This window comes from Salmonella sp. 2020_1459, assembly GCF_043847915.1.
GTDB lineage: Bacteria > Pseudomonadota > Gammaproteobacteria > Enterobacterales > Enterobacteriaceae > Salmonella > Salmonella enterica.
On sequence record NZ_JBCMFA010000008.1, the window covers coordinates 261,827 to 276,916 of the forward strand.

Here is a 15,090-nt window from a genome sequence, read left to right on the forward strand (position 1 = left end):
ACCTCCTGTTGCGTTGTCCATAAACCGATTTTGCTGACGAATTAAGCGAATTATACCTGATTCAGTAAAGCATGTTCCCCCCTTATTAATTACAGGGATACACTATCGCTATAAAAATATGAACAACGGATGCGCAATAAATGACAGAACGTAGCATGTTGCTTGAGTTAAAGCAGGTCGGTTACCGGACTGCGACGACAAAAATAGTGAATAACATCAGTTTTACGCTGCAACGCGGCGAATTTAAGTTAATTACCGGTCCTTCTGGCTGCGGAAAAAGTACGTTGTTGAAAATGGTGGCCTCGTTAATAAGCCCTGATATCGGCGTGATTCTTTTTGAGGGGCAGGATATTACTACTCTGAGTCCGGAAGCCTATCGCCAGCAGGTTTCTTATTGCGCTCAGACGCCAGCGCTATTTGGCGATACGGTTTACGATAACCTGATTTTTCCCTGGCAAATTCGCCATCAGCGCCCGCAGCCGACAGCCTTCGCAGACGATCTGGCGCGTTTTGAACTGCCGGAGACGATTCTGCAAAAACCGATTGCCGCGCTTTCCGGCGGGGAAAAACAGCGTATTGCTCTAATTCGTAATCTACAGTTTCTGCCGAAAATACTGTTACTCGACGAAATAACCAGTGCGCTGGATGAACATAACAAACGGAATGTAAATGATATTATTCATCGCTATGTTCGCGATAAGCAGGTCGCTGTCTTGTGGGTAACGCATGATAAAGATGAAATTCAACACGCGGATAAGGTGATAACGTTAACGCCATCTGCCGGAGAGATGCAGGAGGCGCGTTATGAACGAGCATAATATTACCAATACCTCGCTGGCGTTATCGATGCTGCTGGTGGTGGTCGCGATGCTCATCAGTCACAAGGAAAAGCTGGCGCTGGAAAAAGATATTCTGTGGAGCGTATGCCGGGCGGTGATACAGCTCATTATTGTCGGCTATGTACTGAAATACATCTTTGGCGTTAATCATGCCGCCCTGACGCTGCTGATGGTGCTGTTCATCTGTTTTAACGCCGCCTGGAACGCGCAAAAGCGCAGTAAATATATCGATAAGGCATTTCTCTCCTCGTTTATCGCCATCACCGTCGGCGCCGGACTAACGCTGACGGTACTGGTGCTTACCGGTTCGATTGAATTTGCGCCGATGCAGGTGATTCCCATCGCTGGCATGGTCGCCGGTAATGCGATGGTAGCGGTAGGGCTGTGCTACAACCAACTGGGGCTACGTTTTCATAGCGAGCAGCAGCAAATCCAGGAAAAGTTAAGTTTGGGCGCAACACCGAAAATGGCCTCCACCGGGCTTATCCGCGATAGCATCCGCGCATCGCTTATCCCGACGATCGACTCGGCTAAGACCGTTGGGCTGGTGAGCCTGCCGGGGATGATGTCCGGGCTGATTTTTGCCGGGATCGATCCGGTAAAAGCGATTAAATATCAAATTATGGTAACGTTTATGCTGTTGTCGACAGCCAGCCTGTCTACCATCATTGCCTGCTATTTAACCTACCGGAAGTTCTATAATTCGCGTCATCAGTTGGTAGTGATGCCGCTCAAGAAATCATGATAGTTGCCGGATGATGGCGCAAGCGCCTTATCCGGCCTGAGGACGACAGGTAGGCCAGATAAGCGCGCCATCAGGCAAGAGAGGATTAATACAGTAGCGCGTACAACTGGCGGCGGTATTTCGACGCCAGCGCATCGCCGGTGCCGAGCGCGGCAAGGATCTCCTGGAAGGTTTTGCGCGTTTGTCCCTCGGCGGCGGCAAGATCTTTTCTCAGATGGCTGAACAGCAATTCCAGCGCTTCTTCATTACGTCCGACCTGGTGCAACTGCAACGCCAGTTGCGTTGCCAAAGCCGCATCCTGCGGATTCTCCGCGACTTGCTGCTGAAGTTGCTGAATTTCCGGCGTATCCGCCGCCTGTTTAAGCAGTTCGATCTGCGCAACCAGCCCCTGATAACGGGTATCCTGATCCTGTAGCGGTATAGTTTTTAATACCGCTTCGGCCTCTTCAGAGCGGTTCAGCGCAATTTGCGCTTCCGCCAGTAACAGGCCAATCTCACTGTTCTGCGAAGAGAGCTGCCAGGCGTCTTTGAGCAACGGCAGCGCGTCAATGTAGTTGCCCTCCTGCATTAACTGCATCGCTTGTTGCGCTTTTAGCTCTTCTTCACGCGGCAGTACTTTATCCAGCAGAGCGCGGATTGCCTCTTCCGGCTGCGGCCCCTGGAAACCATCGACCGGTTGGCCATTCTGGAACAGATAGACTGTCGGGATGGCGCGCAGACCAAACTGAGCGGCGATCATCTGTTCGGCGTCGCAGTCCAGCTTTGCCAGAATAAACTGACCGTGGTACTGGGCAGCCAGACTTTCCAGCACTGGCGTTAATTGCAGACAGTGTTGGCTGCGTTCAGACCAGAAATAGAACAGTACCGGCGTGGTCATGGACTGCTCTAAGGTCTGCTGCAGGTTGGATTCATTAATATTGACAATGTTCTGTACGGACATGGCGTCGCTCTCTTTTGTCTGTGTCACGTTTACATGGGGGCTGACTGGCGCGCTTCAACTCAGCTTTGTAAAATTTTATCCAGCATCCGGCCCGGCAATAGGCGTTTCAGCGCCATCACCGCCCAGGTGACCAGCGTAACGGGATAGCGCAGCCTGGGTTTATCGCTTGCAAAAGCATGACGTACTTTCGCTACTACCGCGTCAGGATCGCGGGTGAAACGTGCGGCGATGCCGGGATTTTCTACCGGTTTATCACGCTGCGTCTGGTTAACGTTATCCGTAAAACGGGTACGAATCGGCCCCGGTTCTATCAGGCTCACTTTAATGCCTGTGTGCCGTAGCTCCATACGTAGCGCGTCAGACCAGGCTTCGAGCGCATATTTGCTGGCGGCGTAAGCGCCGCGCCCTGGGGTGGAAATCAGCCCCATCACCGATGAGGTCATCACAATGCGTCCTTCGCCATGCGGCAACATGGCGGGAAGTAAGCGCATAGTAAGCTGATGCGCGCCGAAGAAATTACTGGAAAACTGTTGCTCCATCTGCTCACGGCTGATGGTGGAAAGGGGGCCATACACGCCGTAGCCGGCATTGTTAAAGATCCCATACAGACGATTATCGGTCAGGGCGATCACATCATCGGCGGCACGATCCACGCTTTCAGGGGAGTCGAGATCGATCAACACGCCGGTAAATCCCATACTGTTCATCCGGGCGACATCATCAGGTTTGCGGCAGCCCGCCAGGATTTGAAAGCCCTGGCGTTTAAGTTCAAGCGCGCTGTCCAGACCGATTCCGCTGGAACATCCTGTTATTAAGACCGATTTTTGCATAACTTTACCTGTCAGGATCTCCGTTGATTTAAGAGTCGTGGTTAACTATATCCGTCATACTTCAAGTTGCCTGTGCGTTCGTTTACTCCAGTCACATAGGTATCTATGCTCCTGGACATTCTCTTACGTGCCGCCTTCATGCAACTCGAATTATTCAGGAGAGAAAAGGGGTCAACTGCTTCGCCATCCAGTCGGCAATAAACGGCTGGGCGTCGCGGTTGGGATGAATGCCGTCATCCTGCATCCACTGCGGTTTCAGATATACCTCTTCCATAAAAAACGGTAACAGAGGAATATCGAACTCTTTGGCGAGCTTAGGATAAATGGCGCTAAAGGATTCATTATAACGGCGACCGTAGTTAGCGGGCAGATGAATTTGCATCAGTAACGGTTGGGCATCGGCGGCTTTCACCGTCTGAATGATTTTACGTAGCGTCTGTTCGGTTTGCGCAGGCGCAAAACCGCGTAGGCCATCGTTGCCGCCAAGTTCCACCACTACCCAGCGCGGGTGATGCTGTTGCAACAGCGCCGGCAAACGCGCCAGTCCCTGCTGCGAGGTATCTCCGCTTATACTGGCATTAACGACCGACGTTTTGTTTTGCCATTTATCATTAAGGAGCGACGGCCATGCCGCGCTGGCGGCCATACGGTAACCGGCGCTGAGGCTATCGCCCAGAATTAATAAGGTGTCTGCGGCGGCGGCACGGAAAGTTAACAGGATCAAAAACAGGAAGGGCAAATGCCAGCGGAAAACAGTGTTGAAGTTCATCGTCTCAGGAAGTCCGTCGGTCAGGGTGAGCATGAGCTTTCCATCCTTACCGGAGTTGAACTGGTTGTCAAACGCGGTGAAACCATTGCGCTGATTGGCGAATCAGGATCGGGAAAATCTACGCTGCTGGCGATTCTCGCCGGACTGGATGACGGCAGTAGCGGAGAGGTCAGTCTGGTGGGGAAACCGCTTCACCAGATGGACGAAGAGGCGCGGGCGCAGCTTCGCGCTCAGCATGTCGGTTTTGTTTTTCAATCCTTCATGCTTATTCCTACGCTTAACGCGCTGGAAAACGTTGAGCTACCGGCCCTGCTACGCGGTGAAAACAGCGGTCAGAGTAAGGCGGGGGCGAAAGCGCTGCTCGAACAACTGGGACTGGGAAAACGGCTTGACCACCTTCCGGCACAGCTTTCCGGCGGCGAACAGCAGCGCGTAGCGCTGGCGCGCGCGTTTAACGGGCGTCCTGATGTGCTGTTTGCCGATGAGCCGACGGGCAACCTTGACCGTCAGACCGGAGATAAAATCGCCGACCTGCTATTTTCGCTTAACCGCGAGCATGGCACCACGCTGATTCTGGTGACGCACGACCCGGCGCTGGCGGCGCGCTGCGACCGGCGGCTGCGGTTGGTCAACGGTCAGTTACAGGAGGAGGCATGATAGCCCGCTGGTTCTGGCGCGAATGGCGCTCGCCGTCGCTGATTATTGTCTGGCTGGCGTTGAGTCTGGCGGTGGCCTGCGTACTGGCGCTCGGCAGTATCAGCGACCGGATGGAAAAAGGGTTAAGTCAGCAAAGCCGCGAGTTTATGGCAGGCGATCGGACGCTGCAAAGTTCGCGAGAGGTACCGAAAGCCTGGCTTGAAGAGGCGCGTAAACGCGGCCTTAACGTGGGCGAGCAGTTAACCTTTGCGACCATGACGTTTGCCGGCGATACGCCGCAACTGGCCAGCGTGAAGGCGGTAGATAGCGTTTATCCGATGTACGGCGAATTGCAAACCCGTCCAGGCGGAGTAAAAGCGCAGCCGGGTAGCGTACTGCTGGCGCCGCGTCTGATGGCGCTGCTTAATTTGAAAACGGGCGATACCATTGATGTCGGCGACGTGACCTTGCGTATTGCCGGTGAAGTGGTGCAGGAGCCGGATTCCGGGTTTAACCCTTTTCAGATGGCGCCGCGTCTGATGATGAATATGGCCGATGTGGCAAAAACCGGTGCGATACAGCCGGGGAGCCGCGTGATGTGGCGGTATAAATTCGGCGGAACGCCGCAACAGCTTGCTGGCTATGAAAGCTGGCTGTTACCGCAGCTTAAACCGGAACATCGCTGGTACGGACTGGAGCAGGATGACGGGGCATTGGGGAAGTCGCTCGAACGTTCGCAGCAGTTTTTGCTGCTTTCGGCGTTATTAACGCTACTGCTGGCGGTAGCTGCCGTCGCGGTGGCGATGAGCCATTACTGCCGTAGCCGCTACGATCTGGTGGCGATTTTAAAAACGTTGGGCGCGGGCCGGGCCCAGTTGCGTAAACTTATCATCGGACAGTGGTTGATGGTGCTGGGGCTTTCCGCCGTCACGGGAGGCGCGATTGGGTTACTGTTTGAAAACATATTGCTGGTGCTGCTAAAACCGGTACTGCCCGCCGATTTGCCGCCCGCCAGCCTGTGGCCCTGGCTGTGGGCGCTGGGCGCGATGACGGTCATCTCTCTGCTGGTCGGTTTACGGCCTTATCGATTGTTGCTGGCGACCCAGCCGCTACGGGTGCTGCGCCGCGATGTTGTCGCTCGCGTCTGGCCGTTAAAAATTTATTTGCCTGTCGCCTGCGCCGTCGTGGTGGCGCTGCTCGCCGGATTGATGGGCGGAAGTATGCTGTTGTGGGCGGTTCTGGCGGGCGCCGTGATACTGGCGCTGCTGTGCGGTCTGGTGGGCTGGATGCTGCTTAACGTGCTGCGCGGCATGACGTTGACGTCGCTACCGCTGCGTCTGGCCGTCAGCCGACTTCTGCGTCAGCCGTGGTCAACGTTGAGTCAGCTTTCGGCGTTTTCGCTTTCGTTTATGCTGCTGGCGCTCTTGCTGGTGCTGCGCGGCGACCTCCTTGATCGCTGGCAACAGCAGCTCCCGCCGGAAAGTCCGAACTATTTCCTTATCAATATTGCTTCAGAACAGGTCGCGCCGCTGAAAGCCTTTTTGGCGGAACATCAGGTGATTCCGCAGACGTTTTATCCGATTGTGCGGGCGCGGTTAACGAAGATAAACGGTAATCCGACGGAAGGTCAGCAGGATGAGTCGCTCAACCGTGAACTGAATTTGACCTGGCAGGATACGCGCCCGGCGCATAATCCGCTGGTCGCCGGTCACTGGCCACCAAAATCGGGCGAAGTCTCCATGGAAGAGGGGCTGGCGAAGCGGCTGAACGTCAAACTCGGCGATAGCGTAACCTTTATGGGCGATACCCAGGCATTTAGCGCTAAAGTCACCAGCCTGCGTCAAGTGGACTGGGAAAGCCTGCGGCCCAACTTTTTCTTCATTTTTCCTTCCGGGGCGCTGGACGGGCAACCGCAAAGCTGGTTGACCAGTTTTCGCTGGGAGAATGGCAACGGCATGTTAACGCAGCTTAACCGCGAGTTTCCTACCGTCAGCCTGTTAGATATCGGGGCGATCCTGAAACAGGTGGGACAGGTGCTGGAGCAGGTCAGCCGGGCGCTGGAGGTGATGGTTGTGCTAGTCACCCTCTGCGGCATGTTGCTATTACTGGCCCAGGTACAGGTCGGGATGCGTCAGCGCCATCAGGAGCTGGTGGTGTGGCGCACGTTAGGAGCCGGAAAGAAACTGTTGCGTACCACACTCTGGTGCGAATTCGCCATGCTGGGGTTAGTTGCCGGGCTGGTCGCCGCGATTGGCGCGGAAACGGCGCTGGCGATCTTACAAATCAACGTTTTTGATTTCCCCTGGGAGCCGGACTGGCGTTTATGGGGCGCACTGCCGTTTTGCGGCGCGCTGCTGCTTTCCGTATGCGGCGGCTGGCTTGGCGTTCGTTTGCTGAAAGGCAAAGCGCTATTCCGACAGTTTAGCGGATGATTCATGATGTGAATAATTTCGCGCCGGTTTTTAAAACGGCGCGTACTTTTTTAGTCGCACAAATTGCTAACTCCTTGATTTTTAGTAGCACAAATCATTAAAAAATACACAACACGTAAGGTTTTATAACAGTTATTATTTGCCTGCTAAATGATTTGGATTGGCTATCTATCAAGGAAAATATAATGACAATTAAAATAACAGCGTTGGCGGCATCGATCGGCGCGGCAGTGGCTTTCATGCCTTTCGCCACTCAGGCGGAAATCACCGTTTTAAAACAAGATCCCCAGGCGGGTAATCCACTCAGCCGACTCAATTTCACCGTTGGCGGGAGTATTCGTCCGCAGTTCCAGAATATGACCGGTAATGACGGCGCGAACGGTTATAAACGTAATGGTTTTGATGGCGGGACGCGTTTCCGCTTCGCCGCGGATTATTATCTGTTTGATGATATCAGTTGGATTAGCTATTACGAGCTGGGCGTCAATATCCCTGCGGTATTTGACTGGGATAACCATTATGCGAAGGGCGCGACTGATACCACTCGCCGTATGCTGTATACCGGCTTCAAGAGCGCGACGTGGGGAACGCTGACCTTCGGTCAACAGAACAGCATTTATTACGATGTGGTGGGCGTAAAAACCGATATCTGGGATTACGACATGATAGGTCAGGCGCCGGGCAACGGGATTAACGGCGACTACGATGGTTCTTACCGTACGCGTAAGTCATTGAAGTATAAGAAAAGCATTGGCAATGTCGATCTCTACGCGTCTTATCTGTTCAGCGACGATTATAATGCCAATAACGGTCTGAATTACAAACGTAAAGGTGGCGGTTCTTTAGGCGCGGATTACCATCTCACCGACGATCTGACCTGGGGGACGGCATGGAACTATACCCGTGCGGAGATGCGCGGCAACGGCAATAAAACTTACGATCAAAATATTGTCGGTACCGCGTTAAGCTGGACGCCGGAAAACTGGACTATCGCCGCAGGCGGCGGTTGGTATCAGAACTTTATGACGACCAAAAAAGTGTCTGTGAATGATTACTTTGCCGGCGATGCGTGGGGTCTGGAATATTTTGTCGGTTACGCTTTCCCGATTGGTCAGTATGCCGTGAAAGCTATTCAACCGTACTTTATGGGCGACCGCATTGAATATGTGAATGGCCGCGACTATCTGCGTACCGATAACGGCGTGGGGATCACCTTCCAACTGGATTATGGTTTCCGCGTTGATTATGAACATGTTTTCACCTCCAGCACTGACAATCTGGGCGATATGAACCTGGTGCGTCTGCGTTACGATTTCTAAAGCGTTTTCCTCTGCCGGATGTTGGCGTTAAGACCTCTTATCCGGCATTTCCCTTTACGCCATTCCCGCCTGACACACGCCTGAGCGCCTGCCTCGTACATTTAACGACACACCAGGAAACATCATGAAATAATTTCAAGGACAGCAGGCTGTGATCTGTGTCATGTTAAGAAATAGCCTTTCGTTTGGGCCAAAACAGACGATGCCGCATGAACGGCATCCGGCACAGCATCACACTATTTAAAATGGAGAAATTATGGGATTGCGTCAGAGTTTACGCATTGCGGCCAGCACGCTATTACTGGCCTGCGGATTACAGTTTGCCCATGCCGATAGTTCCCCGCAAACGATCGTATTTGGCGTCGCGCCAGGGCCGTATGGCGACATGGTGAAGCAGGCGATTGCGCCGACATTAAAAGAAAAAGGGTATAAGGTTGTGGTGCGCGAGTTTAGCGACTATGTCCAGCCCAATATGGCGTTAGCTAACGGCAGCATTGACGCCAACCTCTTTCAACATACCCTCTATTTTGACAAATTCACCGCTGACAAAGGGTTGAAGCTCAGCAAACTTATTGTGGTACCGACCGCCGGGATGGGCTTCTATTCACGTAAAATCAACAGGCTGGATGCGCTTAAAAAAGGGGACATTATTACCCTCTCCAACGATCCGACCAACCTGGCGCGCGGCCTTCGCTTCCTGCAATCGTTGGGGCTTATCACGATTAAGGACAATATCGATCCGACCAAAGCCTCTGAACGAGATATCGCCAGCAATCCAAAAGGACTGGTTTTCAAACCGCTGGAAGCCGCACAGCTACCGCGCACGCTGGATGGCGTGACCGGCGCGCTGGTTAACGGGAACTTTGCGGTGGCGGCAGGACTCGATCTCTCCAGCGCGATTAAGCAGGAACACCTGGATGAGAATCTGAAAAATATCATTGCGGTACGCAGTGAAGATGCCGATAAGCCGTTTGCCAAAGATATTGTCGAGGCGGTGAAATCGCCGGCTTATCGCGCGGTTATCGACGATCCAAAGAATATTTATAGCGCCTTCCAGAAACCGGAATGGATGACCGCGACACCCTGATCGCAGCGGTAGCCATCCCCAATTTCTGAGGTGAATATGATTGAAATAGAAAAAGTCTGCGTCGATTTTACCGCCGGTCGCGGTACCCCCACGCGCGCGGTGGATGATGTGAGCCTGCATATCGCCGCGGGCGAGATTTTTGGCATTGTTGGTACCAGCGGCGCAGGAAAAAGCACTCTGCTGCGTACCCTGAACGCCTTAACGCGTCCCAGCCAGGGGCGCGTCAACGTCAACGGCGTGGAAATTTCTGCGCTGGACGGAAAAGCGTTACGCCAGGCGCGGCAGCGTATTGGTATGATTTTCCAGCATTTTAACTTAATGCATACCCGGACAGTGGCGCAAAACGTTGCGTTTAGCCTGAAAGCGGCTGGCTGGGAACGCAGCAAAATCGCGCCGCGGGTGGCGGAAATTTTAACGCTGGTGGGCCTTGCCGATAAAGCGAACCGTTTCCCGGTACAGCTCAGCGGCGGGCAAAAACAGCGGGTGGGGATAGCGCGCGCCATCGCTAACCATCCGGATGTTTTGCTGTGTGATGAACCGACTTCCGCTCTGGATCTGGAAACTTCCGCCACGATTCTGGCCCTGCTCAGACAGATCAACGCACAGCTTGGGATTACTATTGTGCTGATCACCCATGAAATGAACGTGATCAAATCTATTTGCGATCGCGTGGCGGTGATGTCGGGCGGTAAGGTTGTGGAATCGGGCGAGGTGTTTGATGTGTTTGCCCACCCGCAACACGCTTTCACACAGCAACTGGTGTCTCATACCCTTAATTTGACCCTGCCGGAACGTTTACGGGAACACCTGCCCGGGCAGTTGCTGAAAATTTTGTTTATCGGCGATTCGGCGGAGCAGCCGGTACTGTCGGAGGTGGCGATCAAGTTTGGCGTCGCGGTCAATATCCTGCATGGCAAGATTGAATATATCGGCGAACGCGCGTTGGGCATTCTGGTGGTGCAATTAACCGCGCCGCATAATCCAACGGCGGTGGCCGCCGCCGTGGAGCATATCCGTCAACGTACCGCACAGGTGGAGGTGATCCGTGGATGATTTATTGCCGGATTTAACGCTGGCGTTCAATGAAACTTTCCAGATGTTGAGTATTTCAACGGTGCTGGCGATTCTTGGCGGTCTACCGCTCGGTTTTCTGATTTTTGTCACCGATCGTCATCTGTTCTGGCAGAACCGTTTTATTTATCTCGTCGCCTCGGTTCTGGTGAATATTATCCGCTCGGTGCCATTTGTTATTTTACTGGTGCTGTTACTGCCGCTAACGCAGCTTTTGCTGGGCAATACCATTGGCCCGATTGCAGCCTCCGTCCCGCTGTCGGTGGCCGCAATCGCGTTTTATGCACGCCTGGTAGATAGCGCGCTCCGTGAAGTCGATAAAGGGATTATTGAGGCGGCGCTGGCATTCGGCGCTAGTCCGATGCGTATTATCTGTACCGTACTGTTGCCGGAAGCCAGCGCAGGGCTGCTGCGCGGCCTGACGATTACGCTGGTAAGCTTAATCGGCTACTCGGCGATGGCCGGGATTGTCGGCGGCGGCGGGGTAGGCGACCTGGCGATTCGCTATGGCTACTACCGTTACGAAACCGAAGTGATGGTTGTTACCGTAGTGGCGCTGATTGTGCTGGTTCAGGTCGTTCAGATGCTGGGCGACTGGCTGGCAAAACGTGCCGACAAGCGCGACAGACACTAAGCCGGCTCAATGTAGCGTCAGCCGGCAATAAAAATAAGCTATTGCGCTTTTAGCCAGTTGGCAACGTCTTGCCATGGGCCGCGAAAAACGATATTCGCGGCTTTTTTCTCCAGTTGATAGCGATACATTGGGTCGTAATATTCGTTAAGTAGCGGAACCAGCCATGCCATATGGCCGTCGGTGCTGCCGCTGGATAATTGCTCCGCCAGCGCGCTATCCAGCGTGTCCGTCAGTTCGGCAAAGCGTTGTAACCCCAGACGGCGGCGAATAGCGAACAGTCCATGATGAAGATATTCACTATATGCCTGCCAACCGGCCTCATCGCCGTAGGCGTGGGTGAAGTCGTGATGCATACGGATGAAATACTCTTCACGCAGTCGTTCCAGACGAAGCGCAAACGGATCTTCCACTACCGCAATGGGGGCTTGCGCCATTCTTTCGCGTAAACACTCAGGCAGATGGTTGGCGCCGATCGTTCGCCCTTCATCTTCCAGTACCCACCTTTTTAGCGTCTGACGCGCGTTAATTTTCAGCAATTCAACGGCAAGTTTGTTTTCAAAACTGGCCTGGCTGAGCTGGGGTTTCAGCGTGCGGCCAAAAGAGGAGCCGCGATGACGCGCGAGACCTTCCAGATCCACGCCGTTGGGCTGTTGTCGTACCAGTTGCGTTTTGCCGCTGCCCGTACAGCCGCCAATTAAAAGTATCGGTTTTTGCGCCAGTTGCCAGGTCGCCTGAATTGCTGTCTGGCGCAGCGCTTTATAGCCGCCTTCAATAAGCGGGCAGTCAATCCCTGTTTCTTGCAGCCAACGTTGTACGATATGTGACCGCTGACCGCCGCGCGCGCAGCACAGATACCCGTTGGGGAAACGTTGATACGCGGCTTTCCAGGCCTCAAGCCGCTGCTGGCGAATGTCGCCGCAAACCAGCCGATGCCCCAGCGCTAACGCCGCATCCGCGCCCTGACGTTTGTAGCAGGTGCCGACGGCGGCCCGCTCGTCGTCCATCATCAATGGCAGGTTGATAGCGCCCGGCATGGCGCCCTGTTCAAACTCAATCGGCGCGCGTACATCAATTAAAGGCGTATCGGCAAGGAGGAGCGCGCGATAGTCCTGTGCTTTTTGTCTGTCTTGCATAACGTAAAACGTAACCTTAAATCATCCTTTGCGCTATTTTACGCGCCAATTCGCAAAGTGGCTTGATTTTTAACAGCGTACCGTGTTGAAAATGGATAAAAAACCGGCTATTTCGGGTTGTCGTTGGGTAAATAATTTCACAATGTCTTCTACCGCTTTGCCTCCGCCAAATTTATGCCAGGCGAGGCTTAACGGTGAGGGCGGACGCATCGTAGGGATGGTACAGCTCACCAGTTCGTTTTTGTCGATCAGCGTTTGACAAAGCGGCTGCGGAACAAAACCGATACCGACGCCTGCCAGATGAGCGGCGATTTTGGTTTCCATATCAGGCACGATAATTTCCTTCTGCCCCGGAAGGCGCCAGGCTACCCGCTTGGTCAGCGTACGCGCGCTGTCTTCGATATTAATTGCCGGGAAACGGCGCAACTGCGCTTCTGTTAGAGGCCCGCTGACGTGAGCTAAAGGATGATCCGCGGACATCACAAAACGCCATTGTACGGAACCTAAAGGGTCGAGCATAAAGGTATTAGCCAACGGCTCGGTGCCAGTTACGCCAATCGCCAGCGAAAAACCTTCATACAGGAGCGAATCCCAGACGCCCATATAAATTTGCCGGGAAAAGTGAAACTGGGTGAAAGGGTAACGCGCATTAAGCCACGATAAGAGACTGGCGACCGCTTGCGGGCTATAGAGCAGGTTATTCACCACAATATTGACCTGACGCTCTACGCCGTCGTTAACCTGGCGTAGCTCGTCAGGCATGCTGTCCAGCCACGCAAGCCAGTCTTTTGCCTGAGAGAGAAGGTGAGAGCCCGCCGCCGTCAACGAGACGCTTCGCGTTGTACGAAAGAACAGCCCTACGCCGGTATTTTCCTCCAGCAGTTTGATGCGGTAGCTAATGGTTGCCGTGGTTTTACACAGGCGCTCCGCCGCTTTGGAGAAACTCCCCGTTTCGGCAACGCTGATAAAGGTACGCAGTGTTTCCGGGTCAAACATCGTCAGACGCCTCCTTACGATCCTGATAAAACCAGAATTGTTTTCCTATGATTTTTAAGTAGTTTTACATAATAGCCATGTTTGATTTGTGGTCTAAATCTACTTTTGGAAAAATATTCCAACTTTTATGTTGATGTTAAATCCCGAAGGTTTTAGATTGCATGGTATTGAAACCGGACAGAGTCCAAACCGCGGTTAAACGGAATCGAGCTACAAGGGAAAAATAATGAAACTTGAGGTATTACCGTTAGATCAGAAGACGTTCAGCGCCTATGGCGATGTTATTGAGACGCAGGAACGTGACTTTTTTCATATAAACAACGGGTTAGTTGAGCGATATCACGACCTGGCGAAGGTTGAAGTTCTGGAGCAGGATCGCACGCTGATCAGTATTAACAGGGCGCAACCGGCCGCGATGCCTATTGTGGTACATGAACTGGAACGTCATCCTTTAGGTACGCAGGCGTTTGTGCCGATGAACGGCGAGGCTTTTGTCGTTATTGTCGCGCTCGGCGATGATAAACCCGATCTCTCCACGCTGCGGGCGTTTATTAGCAATGGACGGCAGGGCGTCAATTATCACCGTAATGTATGGCATCACCCGCTGTTTGCGTGGCAGACGGTTACCGATTTTCTGACGGTGGATCGCGGTGGCAGCGATAACTGTGATGTTGAAAGTATCCCGACACATGAACTCTGTTTTGCGTGACGCTATTGGCCTTCTTGCATAAGATGAACATATTGTTCATTGTTTATGCTCATATTTTGGGCCGGAGTTAACGTAAATATGACGGAAGTAAGACGACGCGGCAGGCCAGGACAGGCAGAGCCGACTGCGCAGAAAGGCGCTCAGGCGCTGGAGAGGGGCATAGCGATATTGCAATATCTCGAAAGAAGCGGCGGCAGTTCATCAGTTAGCGATATTTCCGGCAGCCTGGATTTACCGCTTTCTACGACGTTTCGCCTGTTAAAGGTACTGCAAGCGGCTGATTTTGTGTACCAGGATAGCCAGCTTGGCTGGTGGCATATTGGTTTAGGCGTATTTAATGTGGGCTCTGCGTATATTCATAATCGCGATGTCCTCTCGGTGGCCGGACCCTTTATGCACCGACTTATGCTGCTTTCTGGCGAGACGGTCAACGTAGCGATTCGCAACGGTAATGAAGCGGTGTTAATCGGTCAAAAGGAGTGCAAATCGATGGTCAGAATGTGCGCGCCCTTAGGGAGTCGTCTGCCGTTACATGCTTCCGGCGCCGGAAAAGCGCTGCTTTACCCGCTCACCGAAGAAGAGCTGGTGGGGATCGTCGTCAATACCGGTTTGCGGCGGTTTACGCCGACCACTCTGGTGGATTTACCTATCCTGCTTAAAAATCTGGAGCAGGCGCGTGAACAGGGCTACACCGTTGACCAGGAAGAACATGTTGTCGGGCTGAATTGTATCGCCTCCGCTATCTATGACGATGCGGGCAGCGTGGTCGCCGCTATCTCAATATCGGGACCGGCTTCCCGGCTGACGGAAGATCGCTTTATCAGCCAGGGTGAACTGGTACGGGATACCGCGAAAGACATCAGTACGGCGCTTGGGCTAAAACCCCCTGTAGCCTGAGCCGCATCCCGCTCGCTGGAGCGGGACTTTTTTAAAATTTTTAAAAGTTGGAA

General features: G+C 53.4%; 15 protein-coding genes. 10 read left to right on the forward strand and 5 right to left on the reverse strand.

The window, feature by feature from the left end; translation table 11 throughout:
* Positions 1 to 140: 140 nt before the first annotated feature.
* Together fetA and fetB are read left to right on the forward strand one after the other, a co-directional pair.
* Positions 141 to 818: an iron efflux ABC transporter ATP-binding subunit FetA gene (fetA, locus tag ACH0VJ_RS20300; RefSeq protein ID WP_000140192.1), complete on the forward strand. Its 678-nt coding sequence runs from the start codon at positions 141 to 143 to the stop codon at positions 816 to 818.
* Entirely contained in the window at positions 805 to 1,584 is a 780-nt protein-coding gene (fetB, locus tag ACH0VJ_RS20305) for an iron efflux ABC transporter permease subunit FetB (RefSeq protein ID WP_001002132.1), read from the forward strand. Before fetA ends, fetB begins: the two co-directional genes overlap by 14 nt.
* A gap of 85 nt (positions 1,585 to 1,669) precedes the next feature.
* Here fetB and cnoX read toward each other — a convergent pair whose 3' ends face one another.
* The 3 genes from cnoX to tesA form a co-directional block, all read right to left on the reverse strand.
* Entirely contained in the window at positions 1,670 to 2,524 is an 855-nt protein-coding gene (gene cnoX / locus ACH0VJ_RS20310; protein ID WP_000116060.1) for a chaperedoxin, read from the reverse strand.
* A gap of 59 nt (positions 2,525 to 2,583) precedes the next feature.
* Positions 2,584 to 3,354 (reverse strand): SDR family oxidoreductase, encoded by a 771-nt coding sequence (locus ACH0VJ_RS20315; protein WP_001172797.1) that lies wholly within the window; start codon positions 3,352 to 3,354, stop codon positions 2,584 to 2,586.
* Positions 3,355 to 3,508: 154 nt separating this feature from the next.
* Positions 3,509 to 4,123, reverse strand: coding sequence for a multifunctional acyl-CoA thioesterase I/protease I/lysophospholipase L1 (gene tesA, locus ACH0VJ_RS20320; protein WP_001010574.1), 615 nt, complete (start codon positions 4,121 to 4,123; stop codon positions 3,509 to 3,511).
* On the opposite strand from tesA, the gene ybbA reads away from it, so the two are divergent.
* The 6 genes from ybbA to ACH0VJ_RS20350 all read left to right on the forward strand — a co-directional run bounded on the left by ybbA (position 4,094) and on the right by ACH0VJ_RS20350 (position 11,302).
* Positions 4,094 to 4,780, forward strand: a complete 687-nt coding sequence (ybbA, locus tag ACH0VJ_RS20325) for a putative ABC transporter ATP-binding protein YbbA (protein ID WP_001110598.1) — start codon at positions 4,094 to 4,096, stop codon at positions 4,778 to 4,780. The genes tesA and ybbA overlap by 30 nt on opposite strands.
* Complete coding sequence (gene ybbP, locus ACH0VJ_RS20330) at positions 4,777 to 7,191, forward strand: putative ABC transporter permease subunit YbbP (protein WP_000561775.1); 2,415 nt, start codon at positions 4,777 to 4,779, stop codon at positions 7,189 to 7,191. Before ybbA ends, ybbP begins: the two co-directional genes overlap by 4 nt.
* 185 nt (positions 7,192 to 7,376) lie before the next feature.
* A complete protein-coding gene (locus tag ACH0VJ_RS20335; RefSeq protein WP_000152869.1) occupies positions 7,377 to 8,510 on the forward strand; it encodes a porin in 1,134 nt (377 codons plus the stop codon).
* Between the two features lie 256 nt (positions 8,511 to 8,766).
* Positions 8,767 to 9,597 (forward strand): MetQ/NlpA family ABC transporter substrate-binding protein, encoded by an 831-nt coding sequence (locus tag ACH0VJ_RS20340; protein ID WP_000524314.1) that lies wholly within the window; start codon positions 8,767 to 8,769, stop codon positions 9,595 to 9,597.
* Positions 9,598 to 9,633: 36 nt separating this feature from the next.
* Entirely contained in the window at positions 9,634 to 10,650 is a 1,017-nt protein-coding gene (sfbB, locus tag ACH0VJ_RS20345; RefSeq protein WP_000569660.1) for a virulence-associated ABC transporter ATP-binding protein SfbB, read from the forward strand.
* Complete coding sequence (locus ACH0VJ_RS20350) at positions 10,643 to 11,302, forward strand: methionine ABC transporter permease (RefSeq protein ID WP_000342247.1); 660 nt, start codon at positions 10,643 to 10,645, stop codon at positions 11,300 to 11,302. The genes sfbB and ACH0VJ_RS20350 overlap by 8 nt, the downstream gene beginning before the upstream one ends.
* A 38-nt stretch (positions 11,303 to 11,340) precedes the next feature.
* Here ACH0VJ_RS20350 and mnmH read toward each other — a convergent pair whose 3' ends face one another.
* Entirely contained in the window at positions 11,341 to 12,435 is a 1,095-nt protein-coding gene (gene mnmH, locus ACH0VJ_RS20355) for a tRNA 2-selenouridine(34) synthase MnmH (RefSeq protein WP_001154071.1), read from the reverse strand.
* A gap of 69 nt (positions 12,436 to 12,504) precedes the next feature.
* On the reverse strand, positions 12,505 to 13,431 hold the full coding sequence (gene allS / locus ACH0VJ_RS20360; RefSeq protein ID WP_000460169.1) for an HTH-type transcriptional activator AllS: 927 nt from the start codon (positions 13,429 to 13,431) through the stop codon (positions 12,505 to 12,507).
* Positions 13,432 to 13,657: 226 nt separating this feature from the next.
* Between allS and allA the strand changes: the two genes are divergently transcribed.
* Both allA and allR read left to right on the forward strand, forming a co-directional pair.
* The gene (gene allA, locus ACH0VJ_RS20365) at positions 13,658 to 14,140 is read left to right on the forward strand and encodes an ureidoglycolate lyase (protein ID WP_000764659.1); all 483 of its coding nucleotides are present in this window, start codon (positions 13,658 to 13,660) and stop codon (positions 14,138 to 14,140) included.
* A gap of 78 nt (positions 14,141 to 14,218) precedes the next feature.
* Entirely contained in the window at positions 14,219 to 15,037 is an 819-nt protein-coding gene (allR, locus tag ACH0VJ_RS20370) for an HTH-type transcriptional repressor AllR (protein WP_000141265.1), read from the forward strand.
* The last annotated feature ends 53 nt before the right edge of the window (positions 15,038 to 15,090 follow it).